The organism is Myxococcus eversor, from assembly GCF_010894455.1.
Taxonomy (GTDB): Bacteria; Myxococcota; Myxococcia; order Myxococcales; family Myxococcaceae; genus Myxococcus; species Myxococcus eversor.
The window spans coordinates 241,141-257,464 of sequence record NZ_JAAIXY010000014.1 but is presented as its reverse complement, the minus strand read 5'-3'; the positions used below and the strand labels follow the sequence as shown (position 1 = coordinate 257,464).

Below are 16,324 nucleotides of genomic sequence, written 5' to 3'. Positions count from 1 at the left end.
TGTCAGGCAGGCAAGAGGCGCTCACTTCGACGCGACGTCGAGCCTCCTCCAGGACGGCTGTAGGGTGAGTGACATCGTCCCTCCCGCCGGGATGTCCAGCTCCTCGGTGTGGAAGCGACCGGGCATGGCGGACGTGTGGAAGAAGACGGTGACCCTGCCCTCGGGGACATGGGTGAAGGTGACCTCCGGGTCGTCCTCGTTGTACGTCCAGGGGACGCCCTGGAAGATGAGGTGGCGCAGCGCCGGGAGGGTGCTGGGAGGCGGCACGCTGCCGGGCACCAGCCCCAGGCCCACCCCCTCTTGCGAGGGCAGGCGCAGCTTCACCGTGGCACCGCCCGTCGCGGGCAGGAAGGCCACCGACAGCGCTCCGCGCTCGGGCAGGTCCACGCTCATCGGCTGGAAGTCCGGGAGTGGCTCATTGCGCTGCCGCGCCGTCAGCCGGAGCGCGTAGCGGCCGGGCTCCAGGCCGCGCAACTCAGCCATGCCCTTGCCCAGCTCGAACAGGCCTTCAGCGCCGCCGGGCCCCTGATAGCTGATGAACCCGTCCACCGGACGGCCCTGTCGGTTCCGCGCCGTCACCTTCACCCGAGCGCCGGACTCCATCCGCGCCGTCACCTTCTCCTGCGTGGCGGCCACCGGAACGAGCAGCTCGCGGTAGTGGCCTTCGTGGCTCATCCGGAGCGTGTGGGGGCCGGAGGCCACCTTGTCGAGAGAGAACTCGCCATCGTCGTTCGTGCGCGCGCCGGCGAGCTGGCCACGCTGACCGTCCTCGTCAGGCTCGGCGTCGAGGCGGACCGTGACGCCCTTCACCGGCGCGCCTGTCTCCGCGTCGAGCACCAGGCCCTGGACGTAGCGCCCCTCCTCCAGCCGTAGCTCTCCCAGGTCGACATCCGCCACGTCCACGCCGCCCTTCACCGCGCGCGTCACCTTGGGCTGCTCGTGGACGCTGAAGAGGTACTGACGGGTGATGGGCTGCTCGTGGAGGGGGACGGTGAAGGTTCCGTCCTCGCTCTTGATTCGCGTGTCCCCGACGGAGAAGTCGCGCTGGGGCGCGCCGTCCGCTCCGAGCAACCGTCCCCGGATGTGGGGGCGGCGACGGAACACCAGCCGCACCTGCTTCGTGTCTGCAGTGACGTGGACCTCTTCGTCTCCAGGCACGATTCCCGAGCAACGCTCCGGCAGCAGCTCATGGCCTGGCTTGATGGCGCGCAAGGAATGGTCGACGGGGCCCAGGCCGCGAAGGACGAAGCGCCCCTCCTCATCCGTGAGGACACCGAACGGTGTCTCGTTCCTGTCCTCACCCATCTCGATGAACTTGGGACCGTCGTCCCTGACGAGAGAGCGGGCTCGCACGGTGAGGCCCTGGACCGGCCGGCCCGTGGTGTCGACGGCGATGCCCTCCAGTGAGTGCTCCTCCTGGAGCCGCAGCTCCACCTTCGTCACCGTGTCGGCCAGCAGCTCCACGTCGGCCCAGGCCCTCCGGTCCACGCTGGAGGACTTCTGTTTCGCCTCCACGCGATAGCGCCCCGGATGGATGCCCTTGCGGCGGAAGTGGCCCTGGTCATCGGTGCCCTGCGTCTCCAGGAAGCGCTCCTCCTCGTCGTCATGGTCTCTCGGGAGCACGTTCACGATGAACCGCGACAGCGGCAGACCCCGCGCGTCCGTCACCGTGCCCTCCACCGTCGCGCCCGCGCTCAAGGTGAGCGTCACCTCGCGGCCAGGGGCCTTCACCACCACGGTCTCCTCGACGTAGTCCTCGCTTCGCGCCGTGATTTTGTAGGAGCCCGCTCGGGTGGCATCCATCACGAAGAAACCGTCCCGGTCCGAGAAGGCCGACTCCTGCGGCTCGTAGTCCAGGGGGCCCTCGATTCCCACCGGCTCCATCGCCAGGGGCACGCCCGATATCGGCTGGCCCGCGCTGTCCACGACGCGACCGGTGATGGTCTGCGTGCGCTTCAGCGTGAAGTCCCGAGGGCCCATGCCGACGCTCAGCTCGTGCTCCTGGCCCATCGTCAAATCCACATGTCCGCGAGCCTCGACGGTGAACTCCCAGTGGCCCGGCTCCACCGGGCCCAGCCGGTAGTGGCCGTCCGCCTCCGTGACGGTCTCCAGCTCCTCTCGTCCTCCTCGCGAGAAGCGCGCCTTCACGCGCGCCCCCTCCACCCGCCCGCGCGCGTCGTCGAACACCGTGCCTTCGACGTGGAGCGCCTCGCCCAGCTTCAGCACCATCTCGCGCGGAGCGTCCGAGTGCAGCTCCACCCGCGCGAAGGCATACCGTCCATCGTGCGCCACGGTGAGTGCGTACGCGCCCGTGCTCAGGTCGAGCGCGAAGCGTCCCTCCTCGTCCGTCTTCGTTCGGGGAACCGGGGCCCCGTCGTACATGGCGGCGCGCGATGCCCGGACCTCCACGCCCGGCACGGGGGCTCCATCGGACAGCACCCAGCCATGAATCACGCGGGGCCGATACAGCATCACCTCGCGAGGGTCGTCGGCGTACCGGTCCGGCTCGAGCGAAGCCAGCCAGCCCTCCTTCGTCGCGAGCACGTGGTAGCTCTGGCGGGGCAGGGGGCCCACCTTGAAGTGGCCCTGTTCATCCGTGCTCGTGTCGAAGAAGCGGGTGTGGTGCATGCTGACCGCCGTCACCGAGGCGCCCGCCAGCGGCTTGCCGTCCCCGAGGACGCGGCCCGTCAAGAACCACGGCTGCGCCAGGGTCAGCTCCACGTCCTGGCTGCCGGAGGGCACGGCGGGGCGCAGCGCGGCGCCCTTCTCGGAGAGCGCGAGGAGGGTTTGAGGACCCTCGGGAAGTCCCTCCAGCACGAAGACGCCGTCGTCGCCCGACGTGGCCTCCGCGTGGATGGGGGCCTCGCCCTGTCGAGCCACCAGCAGCGCGGTGAGGGTGTCCTCCACCTGCGGCAGACACGAGGGGAGCTTGCGCTGCCGCTCGGGCGCATCGTCCAGGTTCTCCCAATAGGGGAGGAACTCCTCCGGACAAGGGAGCTCCGACAGCGTCTCGCCCGCCTCGGGCCACGACGCGGAGACGCGGGCGCCCGTCACGGGACGACCCAGCGAGTCCACCACGGTGCCGCGAATGGACCGTCCCGCTCCCCGCGTCGCGTGCGTGGCCGCGGACGTGCGCGGAAGCGAGTCCTCCGGTGCACGTCGGGGCGCTGAAGTGACTTCAGGCACAGGGGCCGGACGTTCGGTGCTTCCGAGCAACCACCACCCCAGGAGCGCGAGCATCCCCGCGATGATGCTCCCCCACATCCACCCGCGCATGATGTGCTCCGGCTGTCCGACGTCGAGTCGTCAGGATAACAGCCGGAGCCCACCTGTCGCGGCGAGGGCTACCGCATGGTGCCCGCGTCCGTGCCCTGCATCTGCGGCTGGCCGGAGCCGCCGGTGCCCTGGTGCTGCAGGGCGTCCTTGTTATTGCCGGAGCCGCCCATGGCCCCCGAGTTGTCCTCCCGGCTCCGCTCCCGGCACCCCGTCATCGTCAAGGCCGCCGCCACCGCCACCACCGTCATCCATCGCGTGAAAGTCCTCATCGCGCGTACCTCCCCTTTTGAAGACTCGCCCAAGGCTGAGGACGCGCCGCGTGCATCGCACGTGTCCGGGCGTGCTTGCCTTCTCGTCAGCCCCTGGCCGGAGGACAGGCGCGGTGTCGACTCGCGGCCGTCAGTCCTCGCGACGCAGCACGAGCAGCGCGTACTCCAGTCCGCCATCCATCAACGCCTGCTGGAGTCGCAGGTGCTCGCGGCGGGACTCGCCGCGTGCGAGGACGCGTGACGGAGGCTGGCCAGGGGCCGCGAAGCGCTCGTGCGCGAGCAACTCCAGCGTGAGGGACCAGAAGCCCACCACGCGCGCGGACACGTCGTCGCGGACCTCCAGCTCCAGGCCCGCGGCGTGCGCGGTGGACAGGTACTCGTCCAGGGTTCCGATGCGCGTGCGCCAGTACCGGTCGAAGGGCGCGGCCAGCTCGGGGCGGCCGAGGAAGCAGTCGGCGATGGCCACCACGCCTCCGGGCCGCAAGAGCCCGCGCACCCGGCGGAACCACTCCGCGCGCGGCAGGTAGCTGCTGCTCTCCACCGCGACGACGGCGTCGAAACAGGCGCGGCCCGGCACCGCGAGCGCGTCACAGTGCAGGGCCTTCACGCGCGCGCCCACGCCCTCGATTTCGGCGAACGTCCGCACCAGCTCCACGTGCGTGGCCACGTTCGTCACCGCCGTCACCCACGCCTGGTGCTCGGCGGCCCAGTACAGCGCGCCGCCGCCCAGGCCACAGCCCACGTCCAGCACGTCGCCCCCGTTCGGGAAGCGGCCCACCGCGCGCGCCAGCTCCGCGAGCAGCGCTTCCTGCGAGGCATGGACGCGCTCGCGCACGAGTGGCTCCGGCTCGCCCGGGGGAGGCACGTCGTCCACCAGCCCCGCGTGGAAGTGGATGCGGGGCCCCGGCCCGTAGCGACGGAGGATGCGCTCCGTCTTCTCCTCGTAGTAGGCGGCCACCGCGTCATGACGGGCCTCGCTCCGCGTGGGTTCCGCCCTCATGACTCCACCTCCGGAAGTATCGGTTCGATGCGGCGCAGCGCCGCGTCCAGGCAGCGCAGGTCCTCGGCGCGAAGTGCCTCCGCGGCCTGCCTGCCCCACGCCACCACCGTGAGCCTGTCGGCCGCGGGCATGGAGGTGAAGCGCGTGTCGCGGGAGCGGATGTCCTCCGCCACGTGCGCGGCCATGCCCAGGCTCATGCCCACCGACACCGCGCGCTCCTCCAGCCGCGTCCCCGCCCAGAGCACGCGCAGGTACGCGGCCCACTGCCGCCCGGCGATGCCCTCCGCCACGCGGCGGAACAAGGGCGCGTTCCACTCCCGGGCCCGCACCTCCATCGCCTGCGGTCCCGCCGCCTGGGCCAGCAGGCGCGCGCTCTCCTCCAGCGCGTTCAAGGACACGAGCGCGCGAGGCTCGGCCAGCGTGGCCCAGGCCAGGTTCTGCAGGAGGAACTGCGTGCACGGGGCCACGCGCACGGGCGTGTCGTAGTAGGTGCAGTCGCCGTCGATGAGGTCGTCGGCGAGGTTGCCCGCGCAGAAGCTGAAGAAGAGGCCCACGCCGCGCGCCGTCAGCACGGGGCGCTCCAGTCCTGCCTCCGCGCCGGCCTCGTAGAACAGGGGCAGCGGGCCTGGCTGGGCGGCCTCCAGCGCGGCGAGCGCGTCGTGCTCAGACTCCTCGGGCAGCTCCAGTCGCCGCAGCACCCGCAGGGCCTCTTGATAAAGGGCTCCTCCGCTCATCGGTACTCCCTGGGCAGGAACAGGCGCAGCAGGGCTCCGCCGTCCGGGGCGTTGCGTCGGTACAGCATTCCGCCGCTGGCGCGCAGCAGGCACTCACTGGTGTACAGGCCCAGGCCGGTGCCCTCGGGCTTGGACGTGTAGAGCTCCTCGGCGGGGACGTTGAGCAGCGCGGCGGGGAAGCCCGGGCCGTCGTCCGCGATGACCACCTCCAGCCGGCCACTGAGCGGCTCCACGCGGGCCTGGATGCGCACGCGCGAGGCGCCCTGCTTGCCGTCCCCCTCGCAGGCGTTGAGCACCAGGTTCTCCACCACCCGCCGCAGCGTGGTGGCCCCGCCGCGCATCAAGGCGCGCATCGGCTGCCCCGGCTCCACCGCCACTTCGATATCCACGTCCGGGAAGCGCAGGCCCATGCTGGTGCGCACGCCCTCCAGCAGCGGCGTCAGCTCCACCGGCTCCGGCTCCGAGCCGACGTAGCGCCGGCCCTTCGCGCGAATCTCGGAGACCATGTCGCGAATCTGCGTGAGGCTGTCGTTGAGCGTCTTGACCAGGTCCTCGAAGTCCCCCCGAGCCAGCGCGTTGCGCTGCACGCCCAGCACGGCCAGCATGTCCGCCGCGGTGCCCGCCGACATGAGCGCGCTGTCCAGCTCGTGGTGGTAGCCGAGGATTTCCCCCAGCGCGCGCGACAGCCGCCCCACGTCCTGCTCCTGCTGCTCCAACAACTGTGCCTGCACCGCGGCGCGCAGGCGTGCCGCCTCCGCGCGGGCCTTGTCGTGCTGCACGGCGAAGGTGCCCAGGTACAGCTCCGCGGTGAGCGCCGCGGGGCCGATGACGCCGAACAACACCAGGTGCTCGCTGCTCTCCATGAGGGGCAGCGCCGTCACCAGCGCCAGCGCCGTGCCCAGGGCCACGAAGGGCTGCTTCGGTGTGACCCGGTGCAGCCGGCCGTGGAACGCGGTGGTGAAGAGGAAGAGGGAGGTGATGACGGTGGCGCCCTGCAGCTCCGACATCGCCATCAGCGCGGCGAGGAAGAAGTGCAGCGACGTGACGCCGAGCAGCAGCCACAACCAACCCCACGTCTCGATGTGACGCCGCTTCCGGTGCACCGAGGAGAAGAGCAGCCCGCTGACGAGCATGGGCGATGCGCACAAGAGGCCGTCGAAGAAGGAGATGCCGAAGAGCGTGCTCGCGCCAGGGGCCCACGCGACGGCGGCGAGCACCGCGAGCACCACGGTGGTGAGCGCCCACCAGGCGCCCACGCTCGCGGCGGAGAGCACCTCGGCGCTGTCCTGGGCGCGCGTCCAGTGTCGGAAGGAGGCCGTGATGGCGGCGGCGCCCGCCGCGCGTGGACTCATACGGTGGTGGACAGGGTGCAACCCGCCACTCGCTGGAGCTCGTTCACCTCGCGCGTGGCGTCGTCGACGCGCTGACGCAGCTCCTGGACCAGCCGGGGGTGGCCTCGCCGCGTGACGCGGACCTCCACCTCGCCACCGGCCAGCAGGTGGTGCAGCGCCTCCATCACCGGCTCCAGCGCGGGGTTGAGTCCCACCGCGCCACCCGGGCCCTCCACGGCGCCCAGGTCCTGGATGCGCTGGAGGTAGTCGCTCACCGCGCCGACGAGGGGGACGCTGACGAGTCGTGGTCCCCAGGTGTCGTTGTCGCTGCTCATGTCGTCTCCCCCGGGCGCCGCATGGCGTCCTCTTGGCGATGGTGGCGCGCGGGGCGGGTCGCCCGTGGGGAGCTGCTTCGAAGTGGCCGTCTACGAGACAGGTGTCGAAGCCACATGCTGGTTGCCCCCCGCGAACCAGGCAGGCGCGACTCCTTCGTCGCGCGAGAGGAAGCAAAGCGAGCCGTCAAGGACGGAGTCAAACGGACCTCGGCCCGAGTGTTCTTTAGTGTCCGGCGGCACCTCCCTCCAGGGGGGCGAGGTGGTGGGGAGCCGACGCCAGGCCCGCGCGGAGCCTGCCCTGGGAGCGGGGACTTCCGGGCGGCCGGGCCGCGCGGGGAGGTGTCCACGCCGCCGCGCCGTTCCCACCGTTGCCGGGGGTGCCGGCATGGCCAGGGTGAGACAGGTGAGCGAGCACGGGGCGGAGGGCGGTGTCGAGCGCGTCTACCACGAGCTGCGGCAGACGCTGCGCGTGACGGGCGTGGACGTGTCCTTGCGCACGTGGGCGGCGTACCCGCGCTTCTTCGTGGCGATGTGGGAGGCGATGGGGCCGAACGTGGAGACGCGCGCCTTCGAGGAGGCGGCGCTGGGGTTGTGGCAGGAGGTCCTGGACTCGACGGTGCAGTGGGAGGTGCTGGGCGCGTGGAACGCGGCGAAGCTGGGCAAAAGCCAGCGCTTCCATGCGCGCGGCGCGCTGGAGCTGTGCGAGGCGATGCATCCCCGCGTGCTGCTGATGGTGTCCGCGGTGCGGATGGCGCTGGAGGGGCAATTGGTGGGGCAGGCGGACGCCCTGGGCACGTCGGAGCGACTGGAGCGCGGCATCCCCTCGCGCATGGCGGCGATGGAGTGGGTGGTGGAGAAGCCCGCGGACCCGGCGCTGCGCTCGCTGTTCGCGGACATCGTGAAGACGGTGGGGCCGCCGGGCGTGCCGGGCGAGTACCGCGCGCTGGCGTGCTGGCCCTCGTACCTGGAGACGGCGTGGCGCCGGCTGAAGCCGCGCATGAAGGACGAGGACTTCCAGCAGGCGGCCGACAGGTTGTTGGAGTCCGCGCGGCAACGGGCTCGGGGGCTGCCGTACCCGGTGGCGCTGAGCCGCGAGCGGGTGGCGGCGCTGGGGGAGAACGCGGACGCGGTGCTGAAGGTGACGCAGGCGCTGGAGCGTCGCTCACCGGCGTTGTTGTTGAACCTGTCGCGGATGGTGCAGGACGTGCCGGACATGTTGCGGCAGCCGATGCCGGGCGCGTCGCGGCTGGTGCCGGACTGGGTGGCGGCGGAGGAGCTGCGATGAACTGGCGCGAGTGGCAGGGGCGACAAGAGGTGGCGGAGCTGGGCAACCGGTTCCTGAGCTACGTGGACTGGGGCTCCGGGCCGCCGGTGGTGTTGCTGCATGGCATGCCCACGTGGAGCTATCTGTGGAGTGGGATTGCGCAGGGGCTGGCGGTGTCGAACCGGGTGCTGGCGCCGGACCTCTTGGGCTACGGGTTCTCCGACAAGCGGGACAGGTTCGACCGCTCGATAGCGCGACAGGCGGAGGCGGTGGAGGCGTGGCTGGACCGCCTGGGCGTGGTGGACGCGACGGTGGTGGGGCACGACGTGGGCGGCGGCGTGGCGCTGCAGCTCGCGGTGCGCTTCCCCCGGCGGGTGGCGCGGCTGTGTCTGATGGACAGCGTCTGCTACGACGCGTGGCCCAAGGGGCTGATGGCGCAGCTGGGCACGCCGGGGATGGCGCGCAGGCTGACGCCGGAGCGGCTGACGCGCTTCCTGACGCCGGCGCTCAAGCGCAAGGGCTTCGCGACGCCGCAGACGGCGGAGCTGCTGGAGGGGTTGCTGGCGCCGTATGCGACGGAGGTGGGGATGGTGTCGCTGTCACGCGACGCGGTGTCGCTGAACACCAACCACACGCTGGAGCTGGCGTCGAAGCTGAGTCACCTGGCCGTGCCGACGCTGGTGTTGTGGGGCGAGAAGGACGGCCTCTTGCCCGCGAAGTTCGGCGAGCGCCTGGCGTGGGACATTCCCGGCGCGCGGTGGATGAAGGTGCCGCGAGCGGGGCACTTCGTCATGTGGGACGCGCCGCACGCGGTGGCGATGGAGTTGTTCGGCTTCCTGGAAGGGGCGTCGCCGGTGAGCCATGTGACGCGGCGCTCGGTGGCGGAGGAGGTCTGGGGCTCGGCGGCGCCTGTCTGACGGAGGAAGTTGGCGCTCGCTCCCGGGCCGTCGTCGCGCTAGAGGCGCGGGATGCGTGACCGAATCCAGGCGGTGCTCCGCCAGCTGGCCCAGGCGCCCGAGCTCGAGGCTCGCTGGCTGCACACCCTGTCCCTCATGGAGTTCATCGGAGCGCGGAAGATTTCGCGCACGGTGGCGGACCGTCATCCCTCGCTGGAGGTGCTCGGGCACCTGTCCGACGAGACGCGCCACGCGTTCGCCTTCAAGCGCCTGTCGGCCGAGGTGGCCGGCGGTGAAATCACCACGTTCCTCTGTCCGGAGGCGGCGGGGCGCTACTTCCAGGCGCTGGACCACGAGCTGGCGACGTGGGCCACCGCGCACACCGGCAAGGCCGACGTGTACCTGCACTACCTGCTCACCACGACGACGATTGAGCGCCGCGCCATGGTGCTCTACCCGCTCTACAAGGCGGCCTCGCGCAACGCGAGCGTCCGCGAGGAGCTGGGGCGCGTCGTCACCGAGGAGCAGGGCCACCGCCGCACCATCGAGGACGCGTGCGTGGAGCGCCTCTCCGCGGTGGGGGCCTCGCTGGACGAGGCGCTGGCCCTGGAGGAGCGCCTCTTCGGAGCGTTCATCTCCGAGCTGGAGCCGGTGGTGGCGCGGGAGCTGGCGATGCTCCAGGTCCCCTCGGTCCTCGCGTCTCCCGAGGGCGCGGTGCGGGCGCCTTCCGTCGTGAAGTAGGCTTTCGCGCGGTCGTGAGCTGGAAGGGCCAGACGCTGGTCGAGGAGGAGAAGCGCCTGGAGAAGCGGGACGTGGACTACGACAAGGACTGCGCCGAGGAGTCGCTCGTCACCAGCACGAGCTTCCCCTCGCGCCACTCCGCTCGCAGGTTGCGGGCCTTGCGCGCGCGCTTGCGGCTCAGCTCCACGCCCACCGCGTCCAGGCCCATGGCGTTGGCCACGGCCAGCGCGGTGCCGTGGCCGCAGAAGGGGTCCACCACGGTGCGCGTGGAGGTGTTCTCCAGGATGAAGCGACAGGCGAGCTGACACGCGTCCACGCCCATGCCGCGCGTCCACGTCACCTCGCCCGCGTCCGCGAGGACATCCGCGGTGGACTTCGCCAAATCGGGCCGCACGCCGCGCGAGAAGCACAGGAAGTGGGAGTACGCGGGCCGGCCATACGTCACGGTGCCGGGAGTCCGGCGACAGACGACCTTGTGCCAGAGCAGGCCCAGGCCCGTCTCTTCCGCGGCGCGCGAGACGAGGTAACCCTTGTCGACCCAGAGGCCTTCGTCCTTCACGTCCGTCTGGTAGAAGATGGCCACGCCGTCGTCGGGCACGCGCGTCATCACCAGCGCCGCCGCGCGGATGAACCACGCCTTCCACTCGGGCAGGGACAGCGAGGGGAACTCTGACGCGTCGGGCAGGGACGCCACCGCCGAGCACCCCGCGAGCACCGGCTGGGCCGAAAGCCACGTCAGCGCGTCCTCGCAGTGCACCGTGCGCTGGGCCTCGTGTCGAGTGCCGCCCGTCCCGTCCCGTTCATCCGCCATGAGGCGGCGGACTCTGCCAGAGCGGGGCGCTGTTACGTGAGGGACGCTCCCCGCGCCAACCCCACTCATACCCACCGCGAACTCCTACATGGGCCCCTGGAACTCTCCGGAGTGTCATGGCTTGCTTTCGCTCCTGCACATTTCTTCAATACTGCTTTATCCTTTTCGTCTGAGGAGACGACATGAGCACGACTTCCGCATCTGACGGGACTTCGCTTCACTATCGCGTCGTAGGCGAGGGACCGCGCACGGTGGTGTTGGTGCATGGGTGGATGGTGTCGGGTGCGGTGTGGGACTCGATGGTGGAGCGGCTGGACGTGGCGGGGCTGCGGCTGGTGATTCCGGACGCGCGCGGCACGGGGCAGTCGGGGAAGTCGGCGGACGGGCACTCGGTGGAGGGGTTGGCGAAGGACGTGCTGGCGGTGGTGGAGGCGGTGGGGGCCCAGCGCTTCACGGTGGTGGGGCACAGCATGGGTGGGCAGGTAGCTCAGTGGATTGCGTCGCACGTGCCGGAGCGGGTGGAGGGGTTGCTGCTGCTCAACACGGTGCCCGCATCGGGGCTGCCGTTGCCGCCGGAGGCCGCGGGGCTGTTCCGGACGTCGGCGGGAGACCGCGAGAAGCAGAAGATGATTCTCGGCCTGGCCTGCAAGAAGCTGTCGCCGGAGGCGTTGGAGTCCCTGTTGAAGGACGCGGGGGCGGTGGACGCGGCGTCGATTGAGCAGGCGTTCGACGCGTGGACGGCGGGAGGCTTCGCGGACCGGCTGGCGAAAATCGTGGCGCCGACGTTGGTGGTGTCGACGGACGACAACTTCCTGCCGCCGGCCTTCTTGCGCCAGGCGGTGGTGGCGCCCATCAAGCGCGCGCGCATGGCGCACATTCCGGGCCCTGGACACTATCCACACGTGGAGCACCCCCAGGAGACCGCGGCGGTGTTGTCCGCGTTCCTGGCGGGCTCCGCGCCCGCCTGATTCCGGCTTGGAGGGAGGCAGCACGATGGCCTGGAACATGTCCTTCGAGTACGACGCGGAGAACGACGTCGTGACGGCGTACTTCACCGATTGCATCCTGGTGAATGAGGAGGACGTCCTGCGGTGGCGGCGGGAGGTGGAGGTGCACCTGTCGCGCTATGCGGGGTCGGGCAAGGTGGACCTGCTCATCAACCTGGATGGGTTGGTGGTGAAGTTCACGGCGGGGCGCGTGTTCGGCAAGGAGCGGCGTGAGGTGCTGGAGCGCTTCACGCATCGCTCGTTCCGGTTTGGTGGGGACGACATGACGCAGATGTTCGTGCTCACCAGCGGGGCCATCAACGGCGCGGCGGTGAATCACTACGCCACGCGCGACGCGGCCCTGGCCGCGCTGAAGGCAGAGCGCGAGGCCCTGCGTCAACGCGGGTCGTCTCCGTTCGGCGGAGGCTTCGTCGGCAGCAAGGCGTGAGGGAGGAACGCGTGGCGGCTATACGCCCGCGTACCACTCGTAGCCGCGCTCCTCCCAGTAGCCGCCGGTGGGCTCGGGGAGGAAGTTCACCTCGGTGAGGTACTTCACCATCTTGTAGCCGAGCTTCACCGCCGAGTAGAGGCGCAGCGGCGCGCCGTGCGCCGGTGACAACGGCTGCCCGTTCATCCCGTAGGCGAGAATCGTCTGCGCGTGGAAGGCGCTCGGCCTGTCCCACGAGGACCAGTAGCCCGAGTCGAACGAGCGCAGCTCCACGTAGCCTGCCTTCGGGTCCGCACCCACGTACCTGGCGATGTCACTCACGCGCACGCCGTGCCATGACGCCACCGCGCTCCAGCCCTCCACGCAGTGATGACGGACGCGGAACTCCGTGCGTGGCAGCCGTCGCAGGTCTTCCAGTGACAGCACCGAAGGTCGCTCGACGAGCCCGCCCACCTTGAGCGCCCAGCCTCCTGGCGCGAGCGGCATGGACTCGGAGACGAAGTACTGGGGGAAGTCCCCGGGCGGGGTGGCGTCCTCGGGCGGCAGCTCCGGCGCCAGCTGGTCCTCGTCGAAGAGGGCCTCTTGAAGCCGCTGGTTGACGCGCTCCATGGTGCCGAGGAAGCCCGCGCGAGGACGGGCGCTGTCGCAAGCGGACGCGGTGAGTGCCGCGGCGCCGAGCAGCGCCGAGCGCCGCGTGAGGAGCACCGGACGTCGCGAGGGAACGAAGAGCCTACGCATCTGGCTTCCTCCCGCCCGTCACCATCTCCCCGAGCGTGCGCGGATGCAGCAGCACCATGACCACGTGGCCCACGGTGAAGAGCACGAACGACGCGAGCACGAGCAGATGGATGGCGCGCGCGGTGTCATAGCCGCCGAGCAGCGTGGCCATCGCACCGAGCTGCACGGGCTTGTAGAGCACGAGCCCGGAGAGCACGGCGAGGATTCCCAGCACCAGCGCGCCCGTGTACGCCAGCCGCTGCAGGCCGTTGTACAACTCCTGCGCCGGTGGCTCCTTGCGCAGGCGCAGGTAGAACGCGAGCGTGCTCACTGCATTGCGCGTGTCGCGGCGAGGGAAGAAGAGGCGACGTCGCCACTCGCCGCTGAAGGCCAGATAGAGCAGGTACGCGAAGCCGTTGAGCGCGAGGAACCCGCCGAAGGCGAAGTGCCAGCCTCGTGCACCCGCGAGCCAGTCACCGAGCCGGGCCCACGGGGGAGGAGGGATTCCCTGGAAGGGATACCAGGCATACGGACGGCCCTGCGCGCCGAGCATGGGATACGCCGCGAGAATCTGCAGCCCGCTGCCCGCCATGATGACGAGCAGCGGCACGTTGACCCAGTGGGCCACGCGGATGGGCCAGGGCTGTGGGCGGCGTGACTCGGGGTTTCGCACGATGCGGCAGGAGAACACCGCGCGTCCTCTTCGTACCGACACTCTCGACGCATTGCCCGTTACCCGACCGCGCTGCTCGCACGGTGTCGTCCGCACGACGCGGAGCTGCCTTACGGGGTGGCGCGGTCAGGCGTACAGCCGGGACTGTCTGGCCGGTTGCTTGGGGGCGTGGCGGCTTGCCGCTATCGTGAGACACCTGACATCGCCGAGAGGACGTCACCATGAACCGAGCGAACGCACTGCGTCTGGCCCTGCTCGCCAGTGCCCTGGTGACGGCCACGGGGTGTCACCAGGAAGACCCGCCAGATGCGCAGGAGGAGCCCGCGGGCTCGGTGCGCGTGGTGGCGGTGCTGCCGCGCTCCCTCCCACTCGATGCCGTGGCGCGCGTGGACGTGTCAGCGACACCAACTCGGGCCACGGCCGTCAACGCGTCCCTGGCCAGCTCCGAGTCCCTGCCGTGGCAGGGACTGCTGCGAGGCCTGCTCTCGGGCGCGGGAACCACGGTGGGCGCCCGGGTGCTCGATGCGACGGGAGCGGTGCTGGCGCGGGTGGAAGTCCCGGCCGTGGAGTTGCCGAGACACCATGCCGCGCTCGTCGTGCTGGTGCCGCGCGAGACAGATTCAGCGGCGGCCAGCACGGCACCCATCATCGATGCGGTGGTGGCCTCGCGAGCGTCGGTGTCTCCAGGCGCCGCGCTGAAGCTCCGTGCGCTGGCGCGGTCCGCCGATGCGTCGGAGTCGCTGACCTACGCCTGGCGCGCGAGCTCCGGCACCTTCGCGGATGCGACGGTTGTCGACGCGGAGTGGACGGCACCGCTGCGACGTGGCGCGGTGTACCTCACGCTGGAGGTGACGAACGCGCGAGGAGCGGTGAGCACGCTGCGCTTCTCGGTGGACGTGGAGCTGGCGGGAGGCGGAGACCTGGAGCACGCGGCCTCGCTCAATCACACACCCGTCCTGACGGAGCTGGGCGCGAGCCCCGTGTCCCAGGCGCGCGTGGGAGTCCCGGTGTCGCTCCAGGCGGTGGGCGTGGATGACGACGGAGATGCCCTGACCTTCGCGTGGACCTCGACGTGCGAGGGGACCTTTGAGCGCACGGATGCAGCGGTGACGCGCTTCACCCCGAGCGTCGCGCCTGCCGCCGCGTGTGACAACTGTCGGCTGACGTTGCGAGTGAGCGACGACTTCGGCGCGCAGCGCGAGCGCTCGCTGGATTTGTGCGTGACGAATCCCTTGCCGCCCTCCATCACCGACGCTTCGCAATCAGAGGAGGATGCGACAGCGGGGCGTCCGGTGCGACTGTCCGCGACGGCGACGGACCCACAGGGAGAGCCGCTCACCTTCGCGTGGACGACGAACGCGGGCCTGGTGGGGAACGCGGCGCGCGCGGGGGCCTCGGGCTCGGCGGACTGGGTGGCGTTGTCGTGCCTCCCCGCGGACGCGGCTCCCCTCATCACGTTGACCGTCACCAACGCCTCGGGCCTGCGCGCGACGCGGGAGTTCGCGGTGGCGTGGGGTGACTCACTGTGTGGCGAGCACCCGCCGTGCGCCGCGACGCTGGGCGACTCAGCAGTGGTGACGCTGACGGCCGACTGCACCACGGAGCAGACGGTGTGGATTCCGGACGGGCACACGTTCGACGGCGCGGGGCATGTGCTCACGGCGGTGGACGCGCGTGAACGAGGCTTCCGGGGCGCGGTGCTGAGCAGCCTGGGAACGACGGCGCACGTGCGAGCGGTGACAGTGGAGGCGCGGGGCCTGTCGGAACTGGTGTGTGACGGTGGCTCGGCGCGACTGCGCGGCATCCTGTTCGAGGGGGCGAGCGGCTCCATCGTCGACAGCGAGGTGCTGGACGTGAATCAAAAGGGGGGCGAGGGCGGCTGCCAGGAGGGCGTGGGTATCGAGGTGCGCAACGCACGGAGTGCGGAGTCGGTGACGAAGGTGGAGGTGCTGCGCAACCGCGTGGAGCGCTACCAGAAGGCGGGCATCGTCGGCACGGGGAAGGTGGAGCTGAACGCGGAGGACAACCGGGTGGACGGTGGCGGCCCGGTGCCGTTCATCGCGCGCAATGGCATCCAGCTCAGCGACGGCGCGACGGGGCGGGTGGTGGGGAACCGGGTGACGCGGAATGCATACTCGGGAGTCACCACGACGGGTTCAGGCATCCTCATCGCGGGTGGCGACTACTACGGGATGGCGCTGTGCGAGGACGTCGTCATCTTCGAGAACACGCTGGAGGACAACGACGTGGGCATCAACCTGTCCCAGGCGGAGGCGGACGGTGGACCGCTGCCCGCGTCGACGCGGCTCCAGGTGACGCGCAACACGGTGACGCATGCGGGACCGGTGACGAACGGGTATCCGTATCAGGCGGGCATCTCCGACCTGGGTGGTGCCAACCTCATCAGCCAGAATCACGTGGATGGGCCGGGGTATGCGCGAGAGACGCAGCCTGGGGCGACGTTCGACGTGGACGTGGTGGCGGGGGCGGCGGCGCGGCTGGGCTTCCTGACGCCGGTGCGTGAGGCGCCGGTGGGGCAGTGCTCGGAGGCGGTGGTGGTGCAGAGCCAGGACGCGCTGGGCAACCTGTCCGCGCTGACGGCGCCGTCCGTGGTGCTGGAGGCGACGGGCACGGCGGCGCTGGGGGTGGGGCTGTACGCGGATTCAGCGTGCACCGAAGCGCTGGCCTCCTCGGGCGCGGGCTGGGCCCTGACGCTGACGGGTGCGCAGCAGGAGGCGACGCTGTACTTCCATGCGACGCAGGCGGGAGCGCTGACGCTCACCGCCACGGGCGACGGCGCGAGCGGGACGCAGGCTCACACCGTTCGCTGAAGCTCCGCGTCA

Annotated in this window: 15 protein-coding genes; 6 read left to right on the top strand and 9 right to left on the bottom strand. The window is 70.8% G+C overall.

Annotated elements, in window-relative coordinates; translation table 11 throughout:
• Positions 1-21: 21 nt before the first annotated feature.
• The 6 genes from G4D83_RS27485 to G4D83_RS27460 all read right to left on the bottom strand — a co-directional run bounded on the left by G4D83_RS27485 (position 22) and on the right by G4D83_RS27460 (position 6,945).
• Positions 22-3,276 (bottom strand): carboxypeptidase regulatory-like domain-containing protein, encoded by a 3,255-nt coding sequence (locus tag G4D83_RS27485; RefSeq protein WP_163867805.1) that lies wholly within the window; start codon positions 3,274-3,276, stop codon positions 22-24.
• Between the two features lie 68 nt (positions 3,277-3,344).
• Positions 3,345-3,545 carry a hypothetical protein gene (locus G4D83_RS27480; protein ID WP_163867804.1) on the bottom strand — a complete coding sequence of 67 codons (201 nt, stop codon included), beginning with the start codon at positions 3,543-3,545 and terminating at the stop codon, positions 3,345-3,347.
• A 130-nt stretch (positions 3,546-3,675) separates the two neighbouring features.
• Positions 3,676-4,545 (bottom strand): SAM-dependent methyltransferase, encoded by an 870-nt coding sequence (locus G4D83_RS27475; protein WP_163867803.1) that lies wholly within the window; start codon positions 4,543-4,545, stop codon positions 3,676-3,678.
• A complete protein-coding gene (locus tag G4D83_RS27470) occupies positions 4,542-5,279 on the bottom strand; it encodes a hypothetical protein (protein WP_163867802.1) in 738 nt (245 codons plus the stop codon). The genes G4D83_RS27475 and G4D83_RS27470 overlap by 4 nt, the downstream gene beginning before the upstream one ends.
• Positions 5,276-6,631 (bottom strand): sensor histidine kinase, encoded by a 1,356-nt coding sequence (locus G4D83_RS27465; protein ID WP_163867801.1) that lies wholly within the window; start codon positions 6,629-6,631, stop codon positions 5,276-5,278. Before G4D83_RS27465 ends, G4D83_RS27470 begins: the two co-directional genes overlap by 4 nt.
• Positions 6,628-6,945, bottom strand: coding sequence for a hypothetical protein (locus G4D83_RS27460; protein WP_217911304.1), 318 nt, complete (start codon positions 6,943-6,945; stop codon positions 6,628-6,630). Before G4D83_RS27460 ends, G4D83_RS27465 begins: the two co-directional genes overlap by 4 nt.
• Positions 6,946-7,330: 385 nt before the next feature.
• Here G4D83_RS27460 and G4D83_RS27455 point away from each other — a divergent pair, with 385 nt between their 5' ends.
• The 3 genes from G4D83_RS27455 to G4D83_RS27445 are packed head-to-tail and all read left to right on the top strand — an operon-like array spanning position 7,331 to position 9,846.
• Positions 7,331-8,230 (top strand): halocarboxylic acid dehydrogenase DehI family protein, encoded by a 900-nt coding sequence (locus G4D83_RS27455; protein ID WP_163867800.1) that lies wholly within the window; start codon positions 7,331-7,333, stop codon positions 8,228-8,230.
• A complete protein-coding gene (locus G4D83_RS27450; protein WP_163867799.1) occupies positions 8,227-9,126 on the top strand; it encodes an alpha/beta fold hydrolase in 900 nt (299 codons plus the stop codon). Before G4D83_RS27455 ends, G4D83_RS27450 begins: the two co-directional genes overlap by 4 nt.
• A gap of 51 nt (positions 9,127-9,177) precedes the next feature.
• Positions 9,178-9,846: a hypothetical protein gene (locus tag G4D83_RS27445; RefSeq protein WP_163867798.1), complete on the top strand. Its 669-nt coding sequence runs from the start codon at positions 9,178-9,180 to the stop codon at positions 9,844-9,846.
• Positions 9,847-9,922: 76 nt separating this feature from the next.
• Here the strand turns inward: G4D83_RS27445 and G4D83_RS27440 are convergent, their stop codons facing one another.
• On the bottom strand, positions 9,923-10,657 hold the full coding sequence (locus G4D83_RS27440; protein ID WP_163867797.1) for a class I SAM-dependent methyltransferase: 735 nt from the start codon (positions 10,655-10,657) through the stop codon (positions 9,923-9,925).
• Positions 10,658-10,839: 182 nt separating this feature from the next.
• Here G4D83_RS27440 and G4D83_RS27435 point away from each other — a divergent pair, with 182 nt between their 5' ends.
• Both G4D83_RS27435 and G4D83_RS27430 read left to right on the top strand, forming a co-directional pair.
• Complete coding sequence (locus G4D83_RS27435) at positions 10,840-11,625, top strand: alpha/beta fold hydrolase (protein WP_163867796.1); 786 nt, start codon at positions 10,840-10,842, stop codon at positions 11,623-11,625.
• A 25-nt stretch (positions 11,626-11,650) separates the two neighbouring features.
• Entirely contained in the window at positions 11,651-12,091 is a 441-nt protein-coding gene (locus G4D83_RS27430; protein ID WP_163867795.1) for a hypothetical protein, read from the top strand.
• A gap of 18 nt (positions 12,092-12,109) precedes the next feature.
• On the opposite strand, the gene G4D83_RS27425 is transcribed toward G4D83_RS27430, so the two are convergent.
• Both G4D83_RS27425 and G4D83_RS27420 read right to left on the bottom strand, forming a co-directional pair.
• Complete coding sequence (locus tag G4D83_RS27425) at positions 12,110-12,829, bottom strand: molybdopterin-dependent oxidoreductase (RefSeq protein ID WP_163867794.1); 720 nt, start codon at positions 12,827-12,829, stop codon at positions 12,110-12,112.
• Positions 12,822-13,499, bottom strand: coding sequence for a cytochrome b/b6 domain-containing protein (locus G4D83_RS27420; RefSeq protein ID WP_163867793.1), 678 nt, complete (start codon positions 13,497-13,499; stop codon positions 12,822-12,824). Before G4D83_RS27420 ends, G4D83_RS27425 begins: the two co-directional genes overlap by 8 nt.
• 203 nt (positions 13,500-13,702) lie before the next feature.
• On the opposite strand from G4D83_RS27420, the gene G4D83_RS27415 reads away from it, so the two are divergent.
• A complete protein-coding gene (locus tag G4D83_RS27415; protein ID WP_163867792.1) occupies positions 13,703-16,312 on the top strand; it encodes a right-handed parallel beta-helix repeat-containing protein in 2,610 nt (869 codons plus the stop codon).
• The last annotated feature ends 12 nt before the right edge of the window (positions 16,313-16,324 follow it).

Bases quoted from the DNA above. Each gene is read 5' to 3' on its own strand.
- G4D83_RS27470 (WP_163867802.1), bottom strand. From the start codon at position 5,279: ATGAGCGGAGGAGCCCTTTATCAAGAGGCCCTGCGGGTGCTGCGGCGA.
- G4D83_RS27485 (WP_163867805.1), bottom strand. From the start codon at position 3,276: ATGCGCGGGTGGATGTGGGGGAGCATCATCGCGGGGATGCTCGCGCTC.
- G4D83_RS27450 (WP_163867799.1), top strand. From the start codon at position 8,227: ATGAACTGGCGCGAGTGGCAGGGGCGACAAGAGGTGGCGGAGCTGGGC.
- G4D83_RS27465 (WP_163867801.1), bottom strand. From the start codon at position 6,631: ATGAGTCCACGCGCGGCGGGCGCCGCCGCCATCACGGCCTCCTTCCGA.
- G4D83_RS27455 (WP_163867800.1), top strand. From the start codon at position 7,331: ATGGCCAGGGTGAGACAGGTGAGCGAGCACGGGGCGGAGGGCGGTGTC.
- G4D83_RS27435 (WP_163867796.1), top strand. From the start codon at position 10,840: ATGAGCACGACTTCCGCATCTGACGGGACTTCGCTTCACTATCGCGTC.
- G4D83_RS27430 (WP_163867795.1), top strand. From the start codon at position 11,651: ATGGCCTGGAACATGTCCTTCGAGTACGACGCGGAGAACGACGTCGTG.
- G4D83_RS27425 (WP_163867794.1), bottom strand. From the start codon at position 12,829: ATGCGTAGGCTCTTCGTTCCCTCGCGACGTCCGGTGCTCCTCACGCGG.
- G4D83_RS27440 (WP_163867797.1), bottom strand. From the start codon at position 10,657: ATGGCGGATGAACGGGACGGGACGGGCGGCACTCGACACGAGGCCCAG.
- G4D83_RS27445 (WP_163867798.1), top strand. From the start codon at position 9,178: ATGCGTGACCGAATCCAGGCGGTGCTCCGCCAGCTGGCCCAGGCGCCC.
- G4D83_RS27475 (WP_163867803.1), bottom strand. From the start codon at position 4,545: ATGAGGGCGGAACCCACGCGGAGCGAGGCCCGTCATGACGCGGTGGCC.
- G4D83_RS27480 (WP_163867804.1), bottom strand. From the start codon at position 3,545: ATGAGGACTTTCACGCGATGGATGACGGTGGTGGCGGTGGCGGCGGCC.
- G4D83_RS27415 (WP_163867792.1), top strand. From the start codon at position 13,703: ATGAACCGAGCGAACGCACTGCGTCTGGCCCTGCTCGCCAGTGCCCTG.
- G4D83_RS27460 (WP_217911304.1), bottom strand. From the start codon at position 6,945: ATGAGCAGCGACAACGACACCTGGGGACCACGACTCGTCAGCGTCCCC.